Source organism: Dietzia sp. oral taxon 368, from assembly GCF_002999155.1.
In the GTDB taxonomy this organism is placed as follows: domain Bacteria; phylum Actinomycetota; class Actinomycetes; order Mycobacteriales; family Mycobacteriaceae; genus Dietzia; species Dietzia cinnamea.
In genome coordinates, this window is record NZ_CP027238.1 from 980694 (window position 1) to 1000974 (window position 20281).

20 protein-coding genes and 1 pseudogene are annotated in these 20281 nt (G+C 72.0%); 14 read left to right on the forward strand and 7 right to left on the reverse strand.

Annotated elements, in window-relative coordinates:
- The first annotated feature begins 27 nt into the window (after positions 1 to 27).
- The 4 genes from C3V38_RS04655 (at position 28) to C3V38_RS04675 (ending at position 4265) form a co-directional block, all read left to right on the forward strand.
- Positions 28 to 576: a DUF1697 domain-containing protein gene (locus C3V38_RS04655; RefSeq protein WP_061228562.1), complete on the forward strand. Its 549-nt coding sequence runs from the start codon at positions 28 to 30 to the stop codon at positions 574 to 576.
- Between the two features lie 293 nt (positions 577 to 869).
- Positions 870 to 1418, forward strand: coding sequence for a DUF2599 domain-containing protein (locus tag C3V38_RS04660; protein WP_061228563.1), 549 nt, complete (start codon positions 870 to 872; stop codon positions 1416 to 1418).
- On the forward strand, positions 1415 to 2032 hold the full coding sequence (locus C3V38_RS04665) for a GNAT family N-acetyltransferase (protein ID WP_061228564.1): 618 nt from the start codon (positions 1415 to 1417) through the stop codon (positions 2030 to 2032). Before C3V38_RS04660 ends, C3V38_RS04665 begins: the two co-directional genes overlap by 4 nt.
- A gap of 1429 nt (positions 2033 to 3461) precedes the next feature.
- Positions 3462 to 4265 (forward strand): alpha/beta fold hydrolase, encoded by an 804-nt coding sequence (locus C3V38_RS04675; protein WP_061228565.1) that lies wholly within the window; start codon positions 3462 to 3464, stop codon positions 4263 to 4265.
- Positions 4266 to 4304: 39 nt separating this feature from the next.
- On the opposite strand, the gene C3V38_RS04680 is transcribed toward C3V38_RS04675, so the two are convergent.
- Entirely contained in the window at positions 4305 to 4994 is a 690-nt protein-coding gene (locus C3V38_RS04680; protein ID WP_254426081.1) for a DUF981 family protein, read from the reverse strand.
- A gap of 183 nt (positions 4995 to 5177) precedes the next feature.
- On the opposite strand from C3V38_RS04680, the pseudogene nadE reads away from it, so the two are divergent.
- Positions 5178 to 5996: pseudogene (gene nadE / locus C3V38_RS18290) on the forward strand (ammonia-dependent NAD(+) synthetase); the annotation flags it as partial.
- A gap of 24 nt (positions 5997 to 6020) precedes the next feature.
- Positions 6021 to 6584, forward strand: a complete 564-nt coding sequence (locus C3V38_RS18295; RefSeq protein WP_256386777.1) for a cysteine hydrolase family protein — start codon at positions 6021 to 6023, stop codon at positions 6582 to 6584.
- Positions 6585 to 6608: 24 nt separating this feature from the next.
- Here C3V38_RS18295 and C3V38_RS04690 read toward each other — a convergent pair whose 3' ends face one another.
- Positions 6609 to 7241 (reverse strand): YdcF family protein, encoded by a 633-nt coding sequence (locus C3V38_RS04690; protein ID WP_106385177.1) that lies wholly within the window; start codon positions 7239 to 7241, stop codon positions 6609 to 6611.
- A 112-nt stretch (positions 7242 to 7353) separates the two neighbouring features.
- Between C3V38_RS04690 and C3V38_RS04695 the strand changes: the two genes are divergently transcribed.
- Positions 7354 to 8022, forward strand: coding sequence for a DNA-3-methyladenine glycosylase (locus C3V38_RS04695; protein WP_106386363.1), 669 nt, complete (start codon positions 7354 to 7356; stop codon positions 8020 to 8022).
- Positions 8023 to 8487: 465 nt separating this feature from the next.
- Positions 8488 to 8985, forward strand: a complete 498-nt coding sequence (gene tpx, locus C3V38_RS04705; RefSeq protein ID WP_007631493.1) for a thiol peroxidase — start codon at positions 8488 to 8490, stop codon at positions 8983 to 8985.
- Positions 8986 to 9068: 83 nt separating this feature from the next.
- Here tpx and C3V38_RS04710 read toward each other — a convergent pair whose 3' ends face one another.
- Together C3V38_RS04710 and C3V38_RS04715 are read right to left on the reverse strand one after the other, a co-directional pair.
- Entirely contained in the window at positions 9069 to 9632 is a 564-nt protein-coding gene (locus tag C3V38_RS04710; RefSeq protein ID WP_061228570.1) for an NADPH-dependent FMN reductase, read from the reverse strand.
- 66 nt (positions 9633 to 9698) lie between these two features.
- Complete coding sequence (locus tag C3V38_RS04715) at positions 9699 to 10508, reverse strand: hotdog fold thioesterase (RefSeq protein WP_061228571.1); 810 nt, start codon at positions 10506 to 10508, stop codon at positions 9699 to 9701.
- An 86-nt stretch (positions 10509 to 10594) separates the two neighbouring features.
- On the opposite strand from C3V38_RS04715, the gene C3V38_RS04720 reads away from it, so the two are divergent.
- The 3 genes from C3V38_RS04720 to C3V38_RS04730 all read left to right on the forward strand — a co-directional run bounded on the left by C3V38_RS04720 (position 10595) and on the right by C3V38_RS04730 (position 14225).
- Positions 10595 to 12073 (forward strand): cell wall metabolism sensor histidine kinase WalK, encoded by a 1479-nt coding sequence (locus tag C3V38_RS04720; RefSeq protein WP_106385178.1) that lies wholly within the window; start codon positions 10595 to 10597, stop codon positions 12071 to 12073.
- 11 nt (positions 12074 to 12084) lie between these two features.
- Complete coding sequence (locus C3V38_RS04725; protein ID WP_106385179.1) at positions 12085 to 13479, forward strand: sensor histidine kinase; 1395 nt, start codon at positions 12085 to 12087, stop codon at positions 13477 to 13479.
- 68 nt (positions 13480 to 13547) lie between these two features.
- Complete coding sequence (locus tag C3V38_RS04730) at positions 13548 to 14225, forward strand: response regulator transcription factor (protein WP_305790983.1); 678 nt, start codon at positions 13548 to 13550, stop codon at positions 14223 to 14225.
- A 298-nt stretch (positions 14226 to 14523) separates the two neighbouring features.
- Here C3V38_RS04730 and C3V38_RS04735 read toward each other — a convergent pair whose 3' ends face one another.
- The gene (locus C3V38_RS04735; protein WP_061917889.1) at positions 14524 to 15999 is read right to left on the reverse strand and encodes an IS1182 family transposase; all 1476 of its coding nucleotides are present in this window, start codon (positions 15997 to 15999) and stop codon (positions 14524 to 14526) included.
- A gap of 105 nt (positions 16000 to 16104) precedes the next feature.
- Here C3V38_RS04735 and C3V38_RS04740 point away from each other — a divergent pair, with 105 nt between their 5' ends.
- Positions 16105 to 16986, forward strand: a complete 882-nt coding sequence (locus C3V38_RS04740) for an ABC transporter ATP-binding protein (protein ID WP_061229254.1) — start codon at positions 16105 to 16107, stop codon at positions 16984 to 16986.
- On the forward strand, positions 16983 to 18260 hold the full coding sequence (locus C3V38_RS04745) for an ABC transporter permease (RefSeq protein WP_061229255.1): 1278 nt from the start codon (positions 16983 to 16985) through the stop codon (positions 18258 to 18260). Before C3V38_RS04740 ends, C3V38_RS04745 begins: the two co-directional genes overlap by 4 nt.
- Here the strand turns inward: C3V38_RS04745 and C3V38_RS04750 are convergent.
- Together C3V38_RS04750 and epsC are read right to left on the reverse strand one after the other, a co-directional pair.
- Positions 18226 to 18933, reverse strand: a complete 708-nt coding sequence (locus C3V38_RS04750) for a response regulator transcription factor (RefSeq protein WP_061229256.1) — start codon at positions 18931 to 18933, stop codon at positions 18226 to 18228. The genes C3V38_RS04745 and C3V38_RS04750 overlap by 35 nt on opposite strands.
- Positions 18934 to 18945: 12 nt before the next feature.
- Positions 18946 to 19785 carry a serine O-acetyltransferase EpsC gene (gene epsC / locus C3V38_RS04755; protein WP_061229257.1) on the reverse strand — a complete coding sequence of 280 codons (840 nt, stop codon included), beginning with the start codon at positions 19783 to 19785 and terminating at the stop codon, positions 18946 to 18948.
- Positions 19786 to 19890: 105 nt separating this feature from the next.
- Between epsC and C3V38_RS04760 the strand changes: the two genes are divergently transcribed.
- Positions 19891 to 20214, forward strand: a complete 324-nt coding sequence (locus C3V38_RS04760; RefSeq protein ID WP_061229258.1) for a putative quinol monooxygenase — start codon at positions 19891 to 19893, stop codon at positions 20212 to 20214.
- The last annotated feature ends 67 nt before the right edge of the window (positions 20215 to 20281 follow it).

A 20281-nucleotide genomic window follows, 5' to 3' on the forward strand; every position in this document is an offset into this window, starting at 1 on the left:
GCGCGAATACGGTGGGACGATCGATCCATGAACGCCGCCACCGATCGCAAGATCGCCCTCCTGCGGGGGATCAACGTGGGAAAGGCCGCGCGGATCGCCATGGCGGACCTGCGGGAGTGCACCGAAGCCGCCGGCTGCGCGGACGTGAAGACGGTGCTGGCCACCGGCAACGTGGTCGTCACCGACCCTCGCCCCGAGGCAGAGCTACGTGCGGCGCTGGAGGCGGCCTACGCCGACCGCTTCGGCTACGACGCGGTGGTCCAGGTCCTCACGCGCGGCGCCGTCGAGGACGCGGTCGCGGCGTACCCGTTCGCCACCCTCGACGACCATCACGACTACCTGATCTTCTGCGACGACCCGGACGTCACCGTGGCCGTCGCCGGGGCGATGCGCGCTGCGATGGCCGCCGAGGGCACCGAGGAGGTCGCGGCCGGATCGGTGTGCGTCTACTGGCGGGTGGCCAGAGGGCTCACGCTGAGCTCGCCCGCCGCCAAGGTGACCAGCGGGAGGTCACACGGGCGGCATCTGACCATGCGCAACATCAGGACGCTGCGCAAGATCCTCGCCCTGGGCTGAGTCGCCCTGGGCTGAACCGCCCCGGGCCGAGGGCCGTGCCGTCAGGAGATCAGGGGCCCTGGACCGACGCACCGATGGTGTCGACCACGGCTGCCAGGGGCCCGAAGATCGCGGGGAAGATTCCATCCCACATGGCCTGGAGCTGGGAGAGGTCGAACGGGGGCATCTGTCACGCTCCTTCTCTTGCAGAGGGCGGCGTGCGGGCTCTCCGCCGTCGCCGGGCTCCCTCTGTCCCCAGGATCCTCTGCCGTCACACTCGGGCGCAACCCCTCCCTCGTGGCAGACTGCGTGCGATGCGCCACCGACCGCCCCTCCGAGCCACCGCCTTCGCGGCGCTCCTGGCGATCGCTCTCACCGGCGGGTGTGCGGCCGACCCCGACGATCCCGCCGGGCCGGCGACCGCGACCGACGCGACGCCGACCTCGCCAGGAAACTCCTCGTCGTCGCCGACTCCGGGCACGTCGTCGCCGGCCACCTCGCCGTCGGCCCCAGGACCCACCTCGTCCGCCCGGCGGTCGCCGCCGACCCCGCCCGCACCGCCGTTCATCGCCGCCGCGACCTGGGCGGACTCCGACTACGGCGCCACCCTCGAGGTCGCACCGACCGACTCGGGGCGCCGCGCGTGGGCCGAGGGCGACGCCGAGGCCGCCTGGCAGGAGGTGCTGCGGCTCGCCCCCGACGCGGACACCCCGGGCATGTGGGAGCAGTTCGACTGCCACTGGACGTGGGCGCGTCTGCTCGAGCCAGACAAGCCCACGTGGAACGTCGAGCCGTGGCGGCCGGTCGTCTCGCCGGAGCGGATGCTGGCCGAGGGATGCAACCCGGGAGGGCCGGAGGTATGAGCAGGTCAACGGGAAGTGCGAGCAGGTCGGAGAACGGGCCGGTGATCCGTCCGGCCACGATCGGCGACGCCGCCGGATGCCGGGACGTCTACGCGCCGTACGTGCGCGAGACGACCGTGACGTTCGAGGACGAGGTGCCGACCGTCGACGAGTTCGCCGCGCGGATCTCGCGGGCGCTCGACCGCTACGACTGGCTGGTCGCCGAGCTCGACGGGCGCATCGCCGGTTACGCCTACGCCGGGCCGGTCAAGGAGCGCGCCGCGTACGCCTGGTCCTGCGAGGTGAGCGTCTACGTGGACCCCGACGCCCGCGGCAACGGGCTGGGCCGGGCGCTCTACCGCGAATTGTTCACCCGGCTCGAGGGGCTGGGCTTCCGGCGGATGCTCGCGATCATCACCCTGCCCAACGAACCCAGCGTCGGGATGCACCGGGCGCTGGGGTTCCGGGAGGCGGGGCGGCTGGAGCGGATCGGGTTCAAGCACGGGCGGTGGCTGGACGTGACCTGGATGCAGGCCGACCTCGGCCCGGACCCGGCGGCGCCCCCGACAGCGCGTCCGGGTCACCGATCCCCGGGTCACCAGGGGCCCCCGGGGCACCGGCCCCCGCCGGGCTGAGGGCTCCGAGGGCGCGGCGCACCAACCCGGCGCACAACTCGTCGAGCCACCCGCCCACCGAGGCCCGCGCGGCGGGCGTGTCCGGGTAGCGGCAGCGCACGTGCAGTCCCGAGCCGTTGACCACGAACCACACCATCACCCCGTCGGTGCGGATCACCGCCGACACGTGCTGCGGGCGCAGGTCCAGGTCCACGTCGATCGGCAGGCGCCGGTGGTCGAGCCACGAGACCGCGAACATGCCCGGCGTGTGCGGCATCCCGCCGTAAGGGGCGAGGATCGGGGCGAGCGCGTGCGAGCCCAGCTCGATGGCCTCCCGCACCGCCGCCGCGCAGGCCGCCGGGTCGGGGTCGTCGCACTCGATGACCGAGTTGGTGATGAACCAGCCCACCGAGTCGTCCCAGCGGTGCGGCCGATCGGGGTCGTGGCGCGAGTGCACCGGCAGCACCGCCCGCAGCCCCACCCCGGCGCGGCGGCGCAGCACCTCGGTCATCTCGGCCACGGCCAGCGCGATCATCCGCACCCCGCCCGCCGCGGCCGCCGCCTCCAGCGCGGCCACCCCGTCCGGGTCGAGCACGTCGCGCACCTCGACCACCTGCTCGCGGGGCGCCGAGATGTCGCCCAGGTTCAAGGGGAAGACCGGCATCCCGCCCGCGCCGCGGTCCATGATCCCCGCCCACTTCTCGTGCACCCGGGCCGGCGCCGGTGGCCGGGCCGCCAGCTCGGCGGTGTGCTCGGCGAACGGCGCCGCCGGCGGCAGGCGCGCGGCGGGCTCGCGGCCGCGGGCCAGGTCGTCCAGGCCGGAGCAGAGGTCGCGCATCACCACCAGCAGCGACCACGCGTCGACGTGGCTGTGGTCGAACCCGATCACCACCACCGGCCGCTCCCGCGGATCGGTTGGCTGCACCAGGCACAGCGCGTGCGCCGGCCGGGCGAACGGACTGCACGCCTCGTCGAAGACCCGCCGGACCACCGCCCTCGGGTCCTCACCCGGCCCCGTCCGCGGGACCCGCCAGCCGAGCGGCTGCACGGTCACCGGCCGCAGGCGGAGCTCGTCGTCGACCTCGTCGTCGTCACCTCCCCCGTGACCCACGCCGCGCCCGGCCCCGTCCCGGCCGCGGCGACCCCCGCCCTCGAGCACCGTGCGCAGGGTCCCGTGCCGCTCGATGACCCCCAGCCACGCGCGGGCCACCAGGTCGCGGTCGGCCGCCGGCGGCAGGGTGAACGCCAGCGCCATCCACGACCCCGCGCGCGGCCCGAGCGAGGCGTGCCGCGCCTGGTCGAACGACGGCGGCAGATCGGCGTCCTGAGCTGGACTGATCTTCGTCACATACCGGTGGACGACGCCGTCCGGCAGCTCCATCCGGGTTACCGTGGTGAGCCTCATGGCCCGCACGGTAGGGCCGCCGTGTTACGGGGAAAGGCGCGAAGTGTGACGACGACGAGACGGGCGGACACCCCGCCCGGCGGGGACGGACACGCGCTGGCCCGGGACCGCAGGGGCACCGGCCTTCCGGTGGTGCAACTGCACGGGCTCAGCTCGAGCCGGCGCCGCGACGAGGTGTTCGGGCTCGATCTCACGGCGGGCCGCGACGGTCTGCAGGTGGTCCGCTACGACGCCCGCGGACACGGCGAGTCGCCCGGCACCACAGATCCCGACGACTACACGTGGCCCGCGCTGGCCCGCGACCTGCTGGCGCTGCTCGACGAGGAGTTCCCGGGCCGGCGCGTGCACGGGGTGGGGCAGTCGATGGGCTCGGCCACGCTCCTCACCGCCGCGGCCGCCGAGCCGGACCGGTTCGCCTCTCTCACGCTGGGCATCCCGCCGACGGTGTGGGGGTGGCGGCGTGAGCAGTCCCGCCTGTACGACCTCGCCGCGCGGCAGGTGGCCCGGTGGGGCGGCGCGCGGTGGTCTGAGCTGACGAGGACGCTGCCGACCTCGCCGGCGATCGACCCGGACCGGCCACACACCGCCCCAGACGTGCGCGACGAGTGGCTGCCCGCGGCGTTCCGGGGCGCGGCGGCGACCGACCTGCCGCCGGAGGAGCAGATCGGGCGGCTGCGGATGCCGGTGCTGCTGCTGGCGTGGCCGCAGGACGCCTCCCACCCGCTCGAGGTGGCCGAGCACCTGCTGGAGCTGCTGCCGGACGCCCGGCTCGAGGTCGCCCGCTCCCCGGAAGAAGTGGCCGACTGGCCGCGGCTGGTGGGGCGCTTCATCGGTCGGTCCGCCCACTGACCCGAACGGCTCGTCCGGGTCTCACATCCTGCTGACGTCTCACATCGTGTTGACCACCAACCCGATGTGGGAATAGAAGTTCAGGGCCCCGAAGAGCAACCAGATGACCCCGGAGACCGCCCAGCACCACCCGATGATGCCCGCGGCCACACCGCCGTCGAGCCCACGGGCGATCCGCCCGGAGGCGAACGGTGTGAGCAGCGCGCCGACACCGATCACGGCATAGAGGGAGGAGATGAAGATCGCCTCGACCATCGGCCATTGGGCGAAGAAGCCGGCAACGGGCTCCTGCGGCGGTGCCGCGAAGAGCTGGTAGACGACACCGGCGAGGGCGATGGCGAGCATAGCCAGCCCGAGACCCACGACGAAGATCGTCAGCGGCCGCGAGTCGCCCGCCACCTCGCGCGCGGTCACACCGACCACGCGCTTAGACCACAGGTACACCGCCGCGGCCAGCAGGAGTACGCCCAGTGCGAGACTCGGCTCGCCGAAGATGATGTTGTCGAATGCGAACCCACCGGCGGCGAGCGGCCAGGTCAACGACATATGCAGGCCGGTGGTCGTGAGGATCAGGCCCAGGACGCCGAAGTTCAGGGCCCAGCCGGTGACGCTGACGTCCGCGGCGTCCGCGCGGACCGCCCGGAAGAACAGCACCAGCCCCAGCAGGGCCGCGCCGACCGCGACGGCCATCACCGTGTTGTACGTCGGCATGGCCGTCCAGTCGATCATGCCCGGCGTTTCCACACCTCGGAAGAAGTCGCCTACCGAATCCTGCGTTTCCATAGTGCTCCCTTCACGGCCTCGGGGTCCGGGTAGCGTTCACCGAGCCACTATCCATCCACGCTCATCGACGGGCAAGGCTCGTCCGGCCTCCGGTGGCGCGCCGCCGCGGCGCATCCACACAATGGGGCCATGCGTGAACTTCAGAGGACGATCATCGACCACCTCGGGGTGAAGCCCGAGATCGACCCGGCCGCCGAGGTCGACCGTCGGGTGCGGTTCCTCGTGGACTACCTGCGGGCGAGCGGCGCCAAAGGGTACGTGCTGGGACTGTCCGGCGGGGTGGACTCGACACTGGCCGGTCGTCTGGCCCAGCTCGCGGTGGAGCGGATCCGCGCGGAGGGCGGGGACGCGGTGTTCGTCGGGATGCGCCTGCCCTACCGCGTGCAGCACGACGAGGCCGACGCCGTCGCGGCCGTGGAGTTCGTCGACGCAGACGAGGCCGTCACCGTCAACGTGGCGCCCGGCGTCGATGCGCTCAACGGCGAGATCGCCCGGGCCACCGGCGCAGAGCTGACGGACTTCACCAAGGGCAACGCCAAGGCCCGCCACCGCATGGTCGCCCAGTACGCCCTCGCCGGGGACCGCGGGCTGCTCGTGATCGGCGCCGACCACGCCGCCGAGAACGTCACGGGCTTCTTCACCAAGTTCGGCGACGGCGCCGCCGACGTCCTCCCGCTGTCGGGCCTGAACAAGCGGCAGGGGCGCGCGCTGCTGCGACACCTCGGTGCGCCCGAACAGCTGTGGAACAAGGTGCCCACCGCCGACCTCCTCGACGAGAACGAGGGGCGGACCGACGAGGACGAGCTGGGCCTGCGGTACGACGACATCGACGACTACCTCGAGGGCCGCGACGTGCCCGAGCAGGTCGCCGAGACCATCGAGTCGGTGTGGCAGCGCAACCGCCACAAGCGCACCACCCCGGTGGAGGTGTCCGATACCTGGTGGCGTCCGGGCGAGCAGACCGCGCTCGTGGTGATCGACATGCAGAACTCGTACTTCGAGTTCCCCGACCTCGCCTCCGTGCGCGACGAGCTGGTGGCCTCGGTCAACGAGCTCATCGAGGCCGCGCACGAGTCCGGCCGCCCGGTGGTGCTGGTGCGCACCGAGCACGCCCGGGACGGGTCCACGTGGACCCTCAACATGTGCGAGGACGGCCAGGGCTTCGCCTACCCCGGCACCGAGCAGGCGCAGTTCCTCGACGAGCTGGTCACCGGGAACCACATCGAGGTGGTGAAGACCCGCGACAGCGCCTTCTTCCGCACCGACCTCAATGCGCGGCTCGCGCACCTGGGCGTGGACCACCTGCTGGTGTGCGGGGTGTCGACGCACAGCTGCGTGGCGCAGACCGCGATCGACGGGTTCGCCGAGAACCTGCACGTCGCGATCGCCCGTGGCGCGATCTCGTCGGACAACTCGGAGCTGTCCGAGGCGCTACTCGACTTCTGCGCGGACCAGATGCGCCAGCCGATCGTCGACCAGCAGGCGAGCCTGGAGCTGCTGCGGACCGGCGCGTGGCCGGAGTCCGACTCCGACTAGCGCCCGGCCGGGCGGCGCCGCCGGTCAGCCCCGCGCGACGACGCCGGTGATCGGGATGCGCCCGCCCACGGCCTGCCGGAAGTTGAGCACCGCGCGCTTGACGTGGTCGCCGGTGGTCACCACGACCGCGCCCGTGGTGCCGCGGTCGCGGAAGATCCCATCGGTGTACTGGGCGTTCTGCACCGTGGAGTTGGAGTTGCCCTCCTCGGTGATCCGCAGCGGCGAGATGCCGGCGCCGCGGAGCCAGTCGCCCATCGCGCGCGCCTCGGTGCGCCCGTTCTGCGGCACGCCACCGGTGACGATGATGCGGGCCGTCGGGTACTCCTGAGCCAGCCGGTAGCCGGTGCGCAGCCGCTCCTCGAGCACGGGGCGGATGCCGCCGTCGGGGAAGAGGCCGGCGCCCAGGATCACGATGTCGGTCGTGAAGGGGTTGATGGTGAGCATCGCCGGATCGTCGGAGGTGAGCACCTCGAAGTCGCCACACAGCGGCAGCAGCGAGGCGTCGACCTGCTGGCAGCCGAGCGACGTCAGCCCGCTGTACAGCGCGACCGGTGTGGGCATCTCGGCCGATCCGGCGGATGCGGTGCCGGCCCCGGCTCCGAGCGCCAGCGCGCCGGCGGCCGCGATCGCGGCGAGACGCGTGTTTGTTCTACGCACGAGAACGTTCCTCTCCCAAGCAGTGTCGTGACCGAATGGTTATCGCGGATCACGGGGCCGCCGTTACCCATAGCACGGGGTGGTCACGACGTCGCCGCGTACCCTGCACGGCATGCCGGAAGGATACGACAGAGTAACGGCCGCGCGGTACCTCCACGATGCGGATCCGGAGCTCGGTGCGCACATCGCCGTGGTGGGACCGTGCACGCTCACCCCCACCCCGGATGCGGGGCCGCACACGCTGTTCGACCGCCTGGCCTCGTCGATCCTCTCCCAGCAGCTGTCGGTCAAGGCCGCCGCGACGATCGCCGGGCGGCTTCGTGAGCGCGCCACGAGCGCCGGTCAGCTCGACCCCGTCCGGGTGGCCGCCCTGTCGGACGAGGAGCTGCGGGCGTGCGGCGTCTCGCGGCCCAAGGTGGCCGCCCTGCGGGATCTCGCCGATGCGGTGGGCACCGGTCGGGTCCCGTCACTCGCCGCGTTGAGGGAGTACGACGACGATGAGGTCATCGCCTCCCTGACGACCGTCCGCGGGATCGGCCGGTGGACCGCGGAGATGCAGTTGATCTTCCTGTTGGACAGACCCGACGTCTTCCCCGTGGCGGATGTCGGGGTCCGGCGCGGCTTCGAGCGGGTGCTGGGCCTCGACGAGAAGGCCTCCCCCGACCTCATGCTCGAACGGGCGCGGCTGTGGGCCCCGTACCGGTCGGTGGCGTCCTGGTACCTGTGGCGCGCGGTCGACCAGACGGGCGAGTCGGTGCCCGCCACGTCCGCGGCGTCCTAGGCTCGGGCGCATGGCGAACCTCTACTGGGAGCGGACGCGGGCGGCGGCGGCCCGCGCCGCTGCGAGGGCACGATCGCGCGGCTGGCCTGGCGACTGTTCGACGAGCAGCCCACCGCGAGCCGCGAGGTGACCCTCGGCGGTCTACAGGTGTGGCACGCCCTGCGCGAACGCACCGGTCGCACCGGCGTCGGCGCCGAGGTGACGATCGTGTTCACCGACATCGTCGGGTTCTCCGAATGGGCGATGCGCGTCGGGGACGAGGAGTCGCTACTCCTGCTGCGCCGGGGAGGTCCTCGTCAGCGAGGTCACGCGCGCCGGGCTGGACGCGGCCCGGGTCGCGACGCGCCCCAAGCGCGGTTTCCGGTGGGGCGGGGTCAAAGGTGTGCCCGAGGAGATCGCCGTCCACGTCGCGACGCCGCGCTGACCGGCCACCCGTCGGCCGGGGGCGTCCGGTAGAACGGACACATGGCAACCACCGCATTCAAGGGCAATCCCGTCACGACCTCCGGCGAGCTCCCGGCCGTCGGCTCCACCGCTCCGGCGTTCGAACTGGTCGGCACCGACCTCGGCCCGGTCACCTCCGAGTCGCTGGCCGGCAAGAAGCTCATCCTCAACATCTTCCCGAGCGTGGACACCGGCGTGTGCGCGCAGTCGGTGCGCACCTTCCACGAGAAGGCCAGCGGCCTGGACGACACCGTGGTCGTCAACATCTCGGCCGACCTGCCGTTCGCGCACAAGCGCTTCTGCGCCGCCGAGGACATCGAGAACGCCACCGCGGGGTCGACGTTCCGTAGCGACTTCGCCTCCGACTACGGCGTCAAGATGACCGACGGCCCGATGGCCGGACTGTGCGCCCGCTCGGTCGTCGTGGTCGACGCCGAGGGCAAGGTCGTCCACACCCAGCTCGTCGACGAGATCACCACCGAGCCGGACTACGACTCCGCGCTCGCCGCCGTGAACTGACGGCTCCCCGACGCGAACGCCCGCGGCCCGCCCCCGTATCTCTCAGGGGGCGGGCCGCGGTGTCTGCATCAGCGCGGGATCACTCAGGCGCCCGCGTCCACCAGCGCGAATCGCCGCGTGGCCTCCTCGAGCTGGTCGAACAGGGTCGCGATCTCCTCGGTGCGCCGCTCCGCGGGCCGGACGCCCTCGGGGCCGAACTCGGTGAACAGGCTCAGCGAGATCTGCTGACGCACGCCGAACATGCGGAAGTTGGCCACTATCTGCCGCCAGTGCTCGACCGCGCGCACACCACCCTCGGCACCGTAGGAGACGAACGCGACGGGCTTGTCGGCCCACTCGTTCCCGAGCGAGTCGAAGGCGTTCTTCAGACCGCCGGGGACGCTGTGGTTGTACTCGGGGGTCACAAAGACGAAGGCGTCGTAGGAGTCGATGGCCGAGCTCCAGCGCTGGACCCGCTCGTCCTCGTACTGCTTGTTCGCCGCACCCGGCACGGTGGCCGAGGTCAACAGGGGGATGTCGAAGGACTTGAGATCGACGAGCTCATAGGTCGCGTCCTGCCGGTCGCGGGCCTGCTGCGCGACCCACTCCGCCACGGACTTGCCGGTCCGCTCCTCGCGGATGCTGCCCAGGATGATGCCGATCTTCATGCGTCCCCTCTCGTCGTACGGACTGATTCTTACCCGTCCATACTACGTGAGTGACGTGACAACGACTTACCGGCGGCCATAGACCGTGACCGTCGCCACCGCGCACACCCGGCCCCGCTCGTCCCGCGTCGTGACCTGCGAGATCCCCCAGCTCCGACCGTCGTGCAGCACCTCGGCGCGGACCGTCACCGGCTGCACCAGCGGGATCTGCCGCACGTACCGCACGTCCAGCGAGGAGGAGCTGACGTCGCGCTCGTGCGAGAAGACCGCGGCGCCGACGACCTCCGCGGCCGCCGCGAACACGCCCCCGTGCAGATTGCCCAGGGGGTTGGCGAGCGTCGGCTCCGGCGCGATGACGCCCTCCACCACGCGGCCGCCGTCCCCGTCGCCCCGCTCGCTCAACGTCAAACACAGCACCTCGGCCAGCGTCCCCGGCTCGAGCGCGGACGGCCACGGCGGCTCGTCGTCATATCCCTCCGCGTCCACGCCCGCCGCGAACTCCATGGTCTTGACCAGTCCCGAGGCGATCACCTCGCCGTCGTCGTCGACGACCTCACCGCGCGTGGTGAGGCAGTGACCGTCGTGCCCCAGGTGGTCCGCGCGGATCCCCAGGCCGGTCGAGCCCTCCCGCGGCGCGCCGATCAGATCCAGGCGCAGCTCGGTGGTGACGGTCCACTTCCCGCTGGGGCGGCGGCGGTGGTTCTCCGCGCCGAGCCCCGAGTCCACCAGCACGGCCAGGCCGCCGGTGGCGAAGCGGCCGGACGGGTCGACGAACTGGTCCGAGACCGGCTGGTGCCAGCTCACCGTGCCGTCCGGGTTCTCACTGAACGTCAGGCCGAGGCGGGGCTCGGGGCCGTTGTGCTGCGATTCTCTCACCCGGCGACGCTAACACGTGTTCTAGTCAGGCCCCCGGTCCGCGTTCCCGCCCTTCCCAGGCCCCCGGCGCACCGCACAATGGAGGCGTGCCGCTGACCCGCGAGGCCCTGACGACCCCCCGCCGCTGGCCCATCCGCGTCGCCACGACGGTGATCGCCACCGCGATCGTCATGCTGGTGCTGGCCCTCGCGGCGGGCGGTGCCTGGCTGCTGCTGCGCTCGGCGGTGCACGGCGCGATCGACTCGGCGGCGCGCGACCGCGCGGTCGACGTGGCGTCCAGGCTCGCCGCCCGCGGCCCGCAGGCCTCCCTCGAACTGGTCTCCGAACCGCTGTCCGGCGTGGACCTGGTCCGTGTCGTCGCCCCCGACGGCCGCGTCCTGGCCGGCCAGGTCACCCGCGGGCTCGAGACCGTCCCCGCCCTGCCCGTCCCGGCTCCCGGCGAGATCCTCCGCCGCCAGGTCGACGCCCCCGACGGCACCGACCTGCGGGTCACGTCCGTCGGCGTGGACATGCGCGGGGTGACGCTGGCCGTGGACGTGGGCACCGACAGCGACCGGTACGACACCGTCCTGGCCGCCGGCGCGGTGCTCTTCCTGTCGTTCGTGCCCGTCGCCGGACTCGCGACCGCCGGCTTCGTCTACTACGCCATGGGCCGGGTACTGCGGCCCGTCGAGTCGATCCGCTCCCGCGTCGCCGAGATCTCCGTCTCCGGCCGCGGCGAGCGGGTGCCCGTGCCCGAGGCCGAGGACGAGATCGCGCGCCTGGCCCGCACCATGAACGAGATGCTCGCCCGCCTCGACGCGGCCCGCACGGCCCAGGTGGCCTTCGTCGGCGACGCCTCCCACGAGCTGCGCAGCCCACTGTCCACGCTGTCCACCATGCTCGAGCTGGCGTCCACCTCCGGCACCCCGGTGGACGTCGAGACCGTCGACGAGCTGCTCCTGCCGGAGGTGGAGCGGATGCGCGCGATGGTCGAGGACCTGCTCCTGCTCGCCAAGAGCGACGAGCGTGGGATGCCGCTGCGGCGCGACGACGTGGACCTCGACGACGTCGTCCTGTCGGAGGCCGCGCGCCTGCGCGGCCTCGCCGGGCCCGCCGACGCGGCCGGGCTCGAGGTGGCGGTCTCGGTCGAGCCCGCGCGACTGGTGGGCGATCCCGACGCCCTCCAACGCGTCGTGCGCAACCTCGTCGACAACGCGCGGCGGCACGCGCGCGAACGCGTGGCGCTGCGCCTCACCGTCGACCGGTCCGGTACCGGAGCCCCGCGCGCCGTGATCACCGTCGACGACGACGGCGAGGGCGTCCCCCCCGACCAGCGGAAATCGGTGTTCGATCGCTTCGCCCGCCTGGACGCGGACCGCGCGAGGGGCACGGGCGGGTCGGGGCTGGGCCTCGCGATCGTCTCGGAGATCACGCGGACCCACGGCGGCTCGGTGCGGGCGGAGGACGCGCCCGGCGGCGGCGCGCGGTTCGTCGTCGAGCTCCCGGTCGAGCCGCTGGACGAGCCGGGAGACGAACCGGACGGCGAGCCGTACGGCGAGCCGGGCCGTCCGGCCACCGGATAGGCTCACCTCTCGTGTGGGACCGTCTGAACCGCCTGTTCGACGCCGACGACGCGTGGATCCGCCCCCTGCCGGAGCACTACTTCCGCGCCGACGCGGTCCTCGCCCTGGTCGTGTTTGCGTGCTCGGCGGTCGGTGTGGAGATCCTGCGGAGCATGGGCGTCCTGGCCGACGAGAGCGCGCCGGTCTGGGCCCAGTACCTGGCCATGGCCAGCGTGGCGGCCCTGCTTGCGGTCCGCCGCCGCTTCCCGCTCACGACCGGTATGGGCGCGACCGCGCACCTGCTGGTGGTCGGCAGCGTCATGCCGCTGGTGATGGGGCAGGTCTCGCAGCAGGTGCTGTACTTCGTCGGGGTCTACTCCGCGGTCGCCTGGGCCCGCGACCGGCGGGCCCTCATCGGCGTCGCCGCGGGTATCGCCGCCGCCCTGGCGGTGTGGATGGTCTGGTACACCGCCCTGGGCTCGGGGATGCAGCAGATCCTCGACCCCGTGGACGACGTCGACCGCTCGAGCGGCCTCCTCCCGCCGGTCCCCGCCTATCTCCTGTACACCGTGCTCATCAACATCGTCTACTTCGGCGGGGCGGCCGCACTCGGCATCGCCTCGTGGCGCGGCGCCCGCCGCCGACACGACCTCGCGGAGCAGGCCCGGACGATCGAGCAGCAGGCCGATGCCCTGCGAGATCAGGCCGTGGTGGAGGAGCGGCTGCGTATCGCCCGCGAGCTCCACGACGTGATCGCCCACCACGTCGCGGCGATCGGGGTCCAGGCCGCCGCCGCGCGCCGTGTCATGGACCGTGATCCCGACTCCGCCGCGGGCGCTCTGCGCACGATCGAGGACTCCTCGCGCTCGGCTGTCGCGGAGATGCGGGCCCTGCTCGGCGCCCTCCGGTCCGACGACCCGGGGTCCCGCTCCGAGGGCGACGCGTCCCGGCCGACGGCTGAGCCGTCCCGGCCGACGGGCGAGGCGTCCCGGTCCGCCGGTCACGGGCTCGCGGACGTCGCGCGGTTGGCCGCCTCCCACGACACGGCCGGCTTCTCCACCACCGTCTCCGTGGCCGCCGACGCCGGGCATCCGCTCGAGGAGGTCCCGCCCATCATCGGCCTGTCCCTGTACCGGACGGCCCAGGAGGCACTGGCCAACGTCCGGCGCCACTCCACCGCCAACCGTGCCGGTGTCGTGCTGCGTACCGGGGAGGGCCCTGACCGCACCCCGTACGCGGAAGTCGAGGTCCTCGACGACGGGCGGCCGCGCACCGGGACCTCGGGCAGCGGTCTCGGCCTGCTCGGGATGCGGGAACGGGTCCGCTCGCACGGCGGGGAGTGCGAGATCGGCCCGCGGGTGACCGGCGGCTACCGCGTCCGCGTGCGGCTGCCGTACCGGCCGGGCACCGACGGCGGCGAGGAGTGACCGTGCCCGGGACGAACGACCGACCGCGCGCCGGCAGCGAGCACACTCACGAGGCCGCCCGCGCCGGCGTGCTCCGTGTGCTCGTCGTGGACGATCAGTCGCTCATGCGCTCCGGGTTCTCGATGATGCTCGGCGTCGAGCCGGACATCGACGTCGTCGGCGACGCGGCGGACGGTGCGACGGCGATCGAGAAGTGCCGCCGCCTCCGTCCGGACGTCGTGCTGATGGACGTCCAGATGCCGGGAACCGACGGCATCGCCGCCACGGAGATCATCACCGGCGAGCACCTGGCCAAGGTCCTCATCCTCACCACCTTCGACCGGGACGACTACCTGTTCGACGCCCTGCGGGCCGGCGCGAGCGGCTTCCTGCTCAAGAACTCCGACCCCGACGACCTCGTCGACGGTATCCGTGCGGTGGGCCACGGCCACGCCCTGCTCGCGCCCGAGGTCACGCGCCGGGTCATCGAGCGTCTGGCTGCCCCGCCCCCGACCGACGACGCCCCGGATGCCGAGCCGCCAAGGTCGCGCGCGTCCGCGCTCGCCGTGCTCACCGCACGCGAGACCGAGGTACTGCGCCTGGTCGCGCGGGGGCTGTCCAACGCCGAGATCGCCGACGAACTGGTGGTGGGCGAGGCGACGGTCAAGACCCACGTGTCGTCCTGCCTGGCCAAGCTCCACCTGCGCGACCGCGTCCAGGCGGTGGTCCTGGCCTACGAGGTCGGCCTGGTCCACCCCGGCGACTGAGCCCGCCCGGTCCCTTCCCCTCGAGGCCACCCTCTTCCTGACGCCGCCCTCCCCCTCGAGGAGGAGATCTCTCCGCCGCCGTCCGCGTCAGATCATCCCGTGGGCTGATCCGCCGACGTGCGACCCGGGCCTAGGAGCATGGGTCAGTAATGGCTCGAAGCGCGCCGAGAGTACGGCGGAGTGCGTGAGAGCGTTGCGCTCGGGCCGGCGTCACTGGCGGCCAGGTATTCGGTTTGCGAAGCCGCGGTGATGGCGTTCAGTCCGCGGGTCAGCCTGTAGGTCGCCCGGGCCTGCCAGTTCAGGCGATCTGGAGGCCGCCGAGCCCGGTGGCGCCGATATGACCGTGGAGCTTTCGCAGGTTGTGGCAGGCAGCGAGCAGTAGCCATTCACCGCGGGCGGCGTCCAGACCGCGAATCAGGAGTTGCTTGCCGTTCTGCAGGGTGCTCATCTGTCCGAAGACCGGTTCGACGATCGCTTTGCGCCGGGCGTAGACCGCTCGGCCTTTCTTCGTGGCGAGCTTGCGGGCCATGCGCTGCTTGTCCGTGGCGCTGGCCGGGATCGGTCCCCGGGGGGCGATCGGCGCCGGTTCCCCGCTGCGCTGTCGTCCGGTGGCGATGAAGAACTCGGTGCCCTGCTCGCCGGTGACCTCGGCGGAGGCGGCGAGGTTCGCGGCTGAGCAGTACCCGGCATCGGCGAGCATCTGCTTCGGGGCCTGCCCCGTGTTGCTGATGGCCTGCTCGGTCATGGGGATGAGGTTGCCGACGTCGGCGGCACAGTCGTTGACCTCGGCCGCCACGATGATCTGATGGGCGGCATCGACCACGGCCTGGCCGTTGTAGCACTGAGCGAACGACCCGTCCCCGGTGAGCATGATCTTCGACTCCGGGTCGGTGAAGTTGCGCTGGGCCTTCGGCCTGGGCGTGGCGCGCTCGGCGGCCTCAGCGGCCTTCTGCGCGACGGTGTCTTCGTCTTCGCCCTTACCGCGGGCCTTAGCCTCAGCCTTCTCCGCCGCATCGGCGGCGGCGTCGGCTTCCAGAGCAGCTTTGGCCTGGCGCAGCTTGACCAGGCGAGACTCTCGGCGGGCCAGCTCATCGGGCAGCTCGTCCCCGCGCCGGTTCTTGCCGAACTTGGCGTCCTCGGCCTTGTCGATGGCCTCGGCGGCGGCCAGCAGATCGGAGACCTCCTGGGCCAGTACCTTCTCCTTGTCCGTCAGCCGCGCGTACGACATGGCCTTGCGTTTGGAGGCGTTCGCCCGCAGCTTCGTCCCATCCAGCGCGACCTGTCCAAGCGTGACCATCCCGGCGGCCTGGCACAACGCCAACGCCTGCAAGAACAGGTTGCCCAGCGCGGCCAGGTGCCTCTTGCGAAACCTGGCGATCGCGCGGTAGTCCGGGGCCGCCCCGGCCGCCAACCACCGGAAAGCGACGATGTCGGTGCAGGCCTTCTCGATCCCGCGGGAGGAGCGCACCCCCGTGGTGTAGCCGAAGATCAGCAACCGCACCATCAACCGCGGATCGTACGGCGGGGCCCCGCGCCCCTCCTGGTAGGAGACGTAGATCCGCGATAAATCCAGGTGCTCATCGACCAGATCCGCCACGAACCGTGCCAGATGATCGGCCGGAAGCCAGTCATCCAGCGACGGCGGCAGCAACAACCCCTGGCCCGGGTCGAACGCCCGAAATGTCTTGCCTGCGCCCACCGGCTCGACCTCGCCCTGCCGGTCAGCCCGCTCGACGCGGAACTCCTCGGCGGCGAACAACCCTTCCTCGCCCATGACGACAATTATCCCGCCGAACCCGCCCCATCAGCGGACCTGAACTGGCGTGTTACTGACCCACGCTCCTAGCGTGAGCAGTACACCGGCGCCAGGGAGGGCACGATGCTCGGAGTCAACGGACTGACCAGACGATTCGGCGACAACCTCGCCGTCGACGGCGTGACCTTCGAGGTCCCCGCCGGGGCGATGACCGGCTTCGTCGGCGGCAACGGCGCCGGCAAGACCACCACGATGCGCATGATCATGGGCGTCCTCCAGCCCAGCGCGGGAACCGTGACGTGGGCGGGTCGCGAGGTCACGGTCGCCGACCGGCGCACGTTCGGCTACATGCCGGAGGAGCGGGGCCTGTACCCGAAGCAGCCGATCCTCGACCAGCTCGTCTACCTCGGCCGGCTGCAGGGCCGCAGCGCGGCGGGCGCCAAGCACACCGCGCTCGACCTCCTCGACCGGTTCGGCCTGGGCGAGCGCACGGGCGACAAACTCGAGTCGCTCTCACTCGGCAATCAGCAGCGCGTCCAGATCGCGGCCGCCGTCATCGGTGAGCCCGAGTTCCTCGTCCTCGACGAGCCCTTCTCCGGCCTGGACCCGGCCGCGGTGGACTCCATGGTCGACCTCCTGCGCGAGTACACCACCCGGGGCGTGCCCGTCCTGTTCTCCTCCCACCAACTCGATCTCGTCGAGCGGCTCTGCGACCAGCTCGTCGTCCTGGCCCGAGGGCGGGTCGTGTCGACCGGGACCGTGTCCGAGCTCCGCAGCCGGGGCCGGGTGCTGCACCGCCTCGTCGTGGGCGGGGACGCCGGCTGGGTGCGTTCACTGCCCGGCGTGCACGTCGTGGACGTCGACGGCCCGGCCGCACTGCTCGAACTCGAGGGCCCGGGGAGCACGGACCTCGTCCTGCGTGAGGCGATGGCCCGCGGCAGCGTCAGCGAGCTCGCCCGGGTCGTGCCCAGCCTGTCCGATATCTACCGCGAGGTGACCTCATGACCACCACCCCCCTCACACGACGCCCGTCGTCGGCCGACCACGAGGACGCCTCCACCGGGCCCCGCTCCACGGACGCCGCATGGCGGATCGTCGCCGGGCGCGAGATCATGGTCAAACTGCGCGACCGGAACTTCATCATCTCCACCCTCACGACCATCGCGATCTTCATCGTCGCGTTCGGGGTGTCGTTCCTGCTGGGCGGGGACGACGGGGAGAAGCGGATCGCTGTCGTCTCGGGCGACGCGGTGACGATCGTCGAGCAGACGAACGTGCGGGCCGACGCCGCCGACGGCGAGGACACCGACTCCTCGGCGACCGCGGGCGCACCCACCGTGCGACTCGGGATCGAGCAGGTGGCGGATCCGGCGGCGGCCGAACAGGCGGTACGCGACGGCGACGTCGACGCCGCCCTGCTCGGCGAGCCGGGGGCGTGGACGCTCGTCGGCTCCGACGGCGTCGACTCGGACGTCGCCGCCGCGGTCAGCGCGACGGTGGCGGCCGACGCGCTCGAGCGCAACGCCGCGGCCGCCGGGACCACTGTCGCCGATCTCACCGCGGGCTCGGTCGTCGAGGAGCGTCTCCTCGAGGCCGACGGGACGGACGACGAGGGGGTCCAGGTGATCGCCGGGTTCGTGTTCGTCTTCCTCTTCTACATGGCGGCGATCCTCTTCGGATACGCGATCGCCAACAGCGTCGTGGAGGAGAAGCAGTCGCGGATCGTCGAGATCCTCGCCGCCGCCATCCCGCTGCGGCAGCTGCTCGTCGGCAAGGTCGTCGGCGCCACGGCCCTCGCCCTGGGGCAGATGGTGATCTTCGTGGCCATCGGCCTGATCGGCCTCAGCTTCACCGACTACGCCACCCTGCTGCCATCGGTCGCCGGCGCGGCGGTCTGGTACCTGGTGCTCTTCGTCATCGGCTTCGTCGCGCTGGCATGCCTGTTCGCCGTCGCCGGTGCGATGGCCACCCGCGCCGAGGACGTCCAGACCACCACCTCGCCCCTGCTCACGGTCATCATGATCGTGTTCTTCGGAGGCCTCTTCCTCCAGGACACGTGGCAGGTCATCGGTTCCTACGTGCCCATCATGTCCACGGTGACGATGCCGATCCGCCTGGTGGCCGGCACCGCGTCGTGGTGGGAGCCGGCCGTCGCCACCGTGATCACGCTCGTCACCGCCGCGGTGATCATCCGGATCGCCGAGCGGGTCTACCGCCGGTCGATCATGCAGACCGGCCGCAAGCTCACCTACCGCGAGGCGCTGTCCCTGAAGGAGTGACCTCGCTGTCGACCAGCCGGTAGCCCTGGCCGCGGACGGTCTCGATGGCGTGGGCACCGAACGGGGTGTCGATCTTGCGACGCAGGTATCCGACGTAGACCTCGACGATGTTGTCGTCCCCGTCGTAGGCGGAGTCCCACACGGCACGCATGATCTGCGCCTTGGACACCACCTGGTTACGGTTGCGGATGAGGTATTCGAGCACCGCGTACTCCCTGGCGGTCACGCTGATCCGGGTGTCGCCCCGGCGGACCTCCCGCGCGGCGGGGTCCACGACGAGGTCGCCGGCCTCGAACGTGGCGGGTCGTTCGGGTGCGCCGCGGCGCACCAGGGCCCGTAGCCTCGCCTCGAGGACGACGAACGAGAACGGCTTGACCAGGTAGTCGTCGGCTCCCAGGTCGAACGCGTCGGCCTCGTCGTACTCACCGTCCTTGGCGGTGAGCATGAGCACAGGGGTCCAGATGCCGCGTCGCCGCATCTCGCGGACCACCTCGTAGCCGCTGCGGCGCGGCATCATGATGTCCAGCACGACGACGTCGAAGTCGTCGCCGCAGGCCATCTCGAGACCGGCTTCGCCGTCGGGGGCGGTCTCCACGGACCACCCGCCCGCGGCCAGGCCGCGGCGCAGGCTCTCGCGCAGCGCCGGCTCGTCGTCGACCACCAGGACCCGCATCGGCTCGCCGCCCTATCCCTGCGGGTCGATCTCCTGGTCCATCCGCTCGGCGGGGACCAGCGAATCCGCGTGCCGGCGGACGATCTTGGCGGGCACTCCCGCCACGGTGGTGTGGGGCGGGACCTCGTGCAGGACGACCGAACCGGCGGCGACCTTCGAGCAGTCGCCGACGCGGACGTTGCCGAGCACGATCGAGCCCGCCGAGAGCAGGACGCCGGACCCGATCTTGGGATGCCGGTCGCCGTCCTCGTTCCCCGTGCCGCCGAGGGTGACGCCCTGGAGGATCGAGACGCCGTCGCCGATCACGCAGGTCTCCCCCACGACGATGCCGGTGGCGTGGTCGACGAGGATGCCCGAGCCGACCCGCGCGGCCGGGTGGATGTCCATCGCGAAGACCTCGGAGATGCGGCTCTGTAGGAACGACGCGGCCATCACGCGACCGGAGTTCCACGTCTCGTGGGCGACGCGGTGCACCTGGAGCCCGAGGAAACCCTTGGCGAAGAGATAGGGCACCAGATAGTTGGGGTAGGCCGGGTTCCTCTCGTAGCTCACCACGAGGTCCGCGGCCACGGCGTCGAGGACGTGGGGGTGCTCGACCAGCACCGCCCGGATCTCCTTCTCCAGGACGTGGCGGCCGATCTCGGGCGTCGCGATCCGGGACGCGGCGAGCCGCGCCAGGGATTCACCGAGGTCGTCGCACCCGTCGATGAGATCCAGGACCAGACCCGCGATCAGCGGTTCGTTCCGGCTCGAGGTCGCGTCGAGCGACAAGCGGTTCCAGACGGCGCGGACGGAGGAGTCGGCCTCCGCCTGCGGGACGCACGGGTTCTCGATGCTCAGCTCGATGGTCACCTGATACAGGGTAGGCGTGTGCGGCGACGCCGGGCGAGTCACGGCCGAATCGCCCGTGCCGAGCCACGCCTCGACGACCCTCGCCGGGCCCGGCAGGATGGGGACATGATCCTCATCAACGTGCGCTTTGACGTCAAACCCGAGTTCGCCGACTCCTGGCTCGAGATCACCCGCGAGTTCACCGAGGCCACCCGCGCCGAGGCGGGCAACCTGTGGTTCGACTGGTACCGCTCGCCGGAGTCCCCGAACACCTACCTGCTGTGCGAGGCGTTCCGCGAGGGCGACGCGCCGGCCCTGCATGTGCAGTCGGACCACTTCCAGCAGTTCACGGGGTCAGCCGCCCGGTACCTCGAGCGAACGCCGCGCATCATCAACACCCCGGCGGAGGGCGATCAGTGGGGCACGATGGGCGAGATCACCGTCGAGTGACCGTCGCCGGATAGCAGTGCGCCCCGGTGTCGCCGGCCGCGGGATCGCGGACGCGGACGACGCCGGG

Coding starts and splice junctions, on each gene's coding strand:
- C3V38_RS04655 (WP_061228562.1), top strand. CDS start 28: ATGAACGCCGCCACCGATCGCAAGATCGCCCTCCTGCGGGGGATCAAC.
- C3V38_RS04660 (WP_061228563.1), top strand. CDS start 870: ATGCGCCACCGACCGCCCCTCCGAGCCACCGCCTTCGCGGCGCTCCTG.
- C3V38_RS04665 (WP_061228564.1), top strand. CDS start 1,415: ATGAGCAGGTCAACGGGAAGTGCGAGCAGGTCGGAGAACGGGCCGGTG.
- C3V38_RS04680 (WP_254426081.1), bottom strand. CDS start 4,994: ATGATCGACTGGACGGCCATGCCGACGTACAACACGGTGATGGCCGTC.
- C3V38_RS04695 (WP_106386363.1), top strand. CDS start 7,354: ATGCCGGAAGGATACGACAGAGTAACGGCCGCGCGGTACCTCCACGAT.
- tpx (WP_007631493.1), top strand. CDS start 8,488: ATGGCAACCACCGCATTCAAGGGCAATCCCGTCACGACCTCCGGCGAG.
- C3V38_RS04710 (WP_061228570.1), bottom strand. CDS start 9,632: ATGAAGATCGGCATCATCCTGGGCAGCATCCGCGAGGAGCGGACCGGC.
- C3V38_RS04735 (WP_061917889.1), bottom strand. CDS start 15,999: ATGGGCGAGGAAGGGTTGTTCGCCGCCGAGGAGTTCCGCGTCGAGCGG.
- C3V38_RS04740 (WP_061229254.1), top strand. CDS start 16,105: ATGCTCGGAGTCAACGGACTGACCAGACGATTCGGCGACAACCTCGCC.
- C3V38_RS04745 (WP_061229255.1), top strand. CDS start 16,983: ATGACCACCACCCCCCTCACACGACGCCCGTCGTCGGCCGACCACGAG.
- C3V38_RS04750 (WP_061229256.1), bottom strand. CDS start 18,933: ATGCGGGTCCTGGTGGTCGACGACGAGCCGGCGCTGCGCGAGAGCCTG.
- C3V38_RS04760 (WP_061229258.1), top strand. CDS start 19,891: ATGATCCTCATCAACGTGCGCTTTGACGTCAAACCCGAGTTCGCCGAC.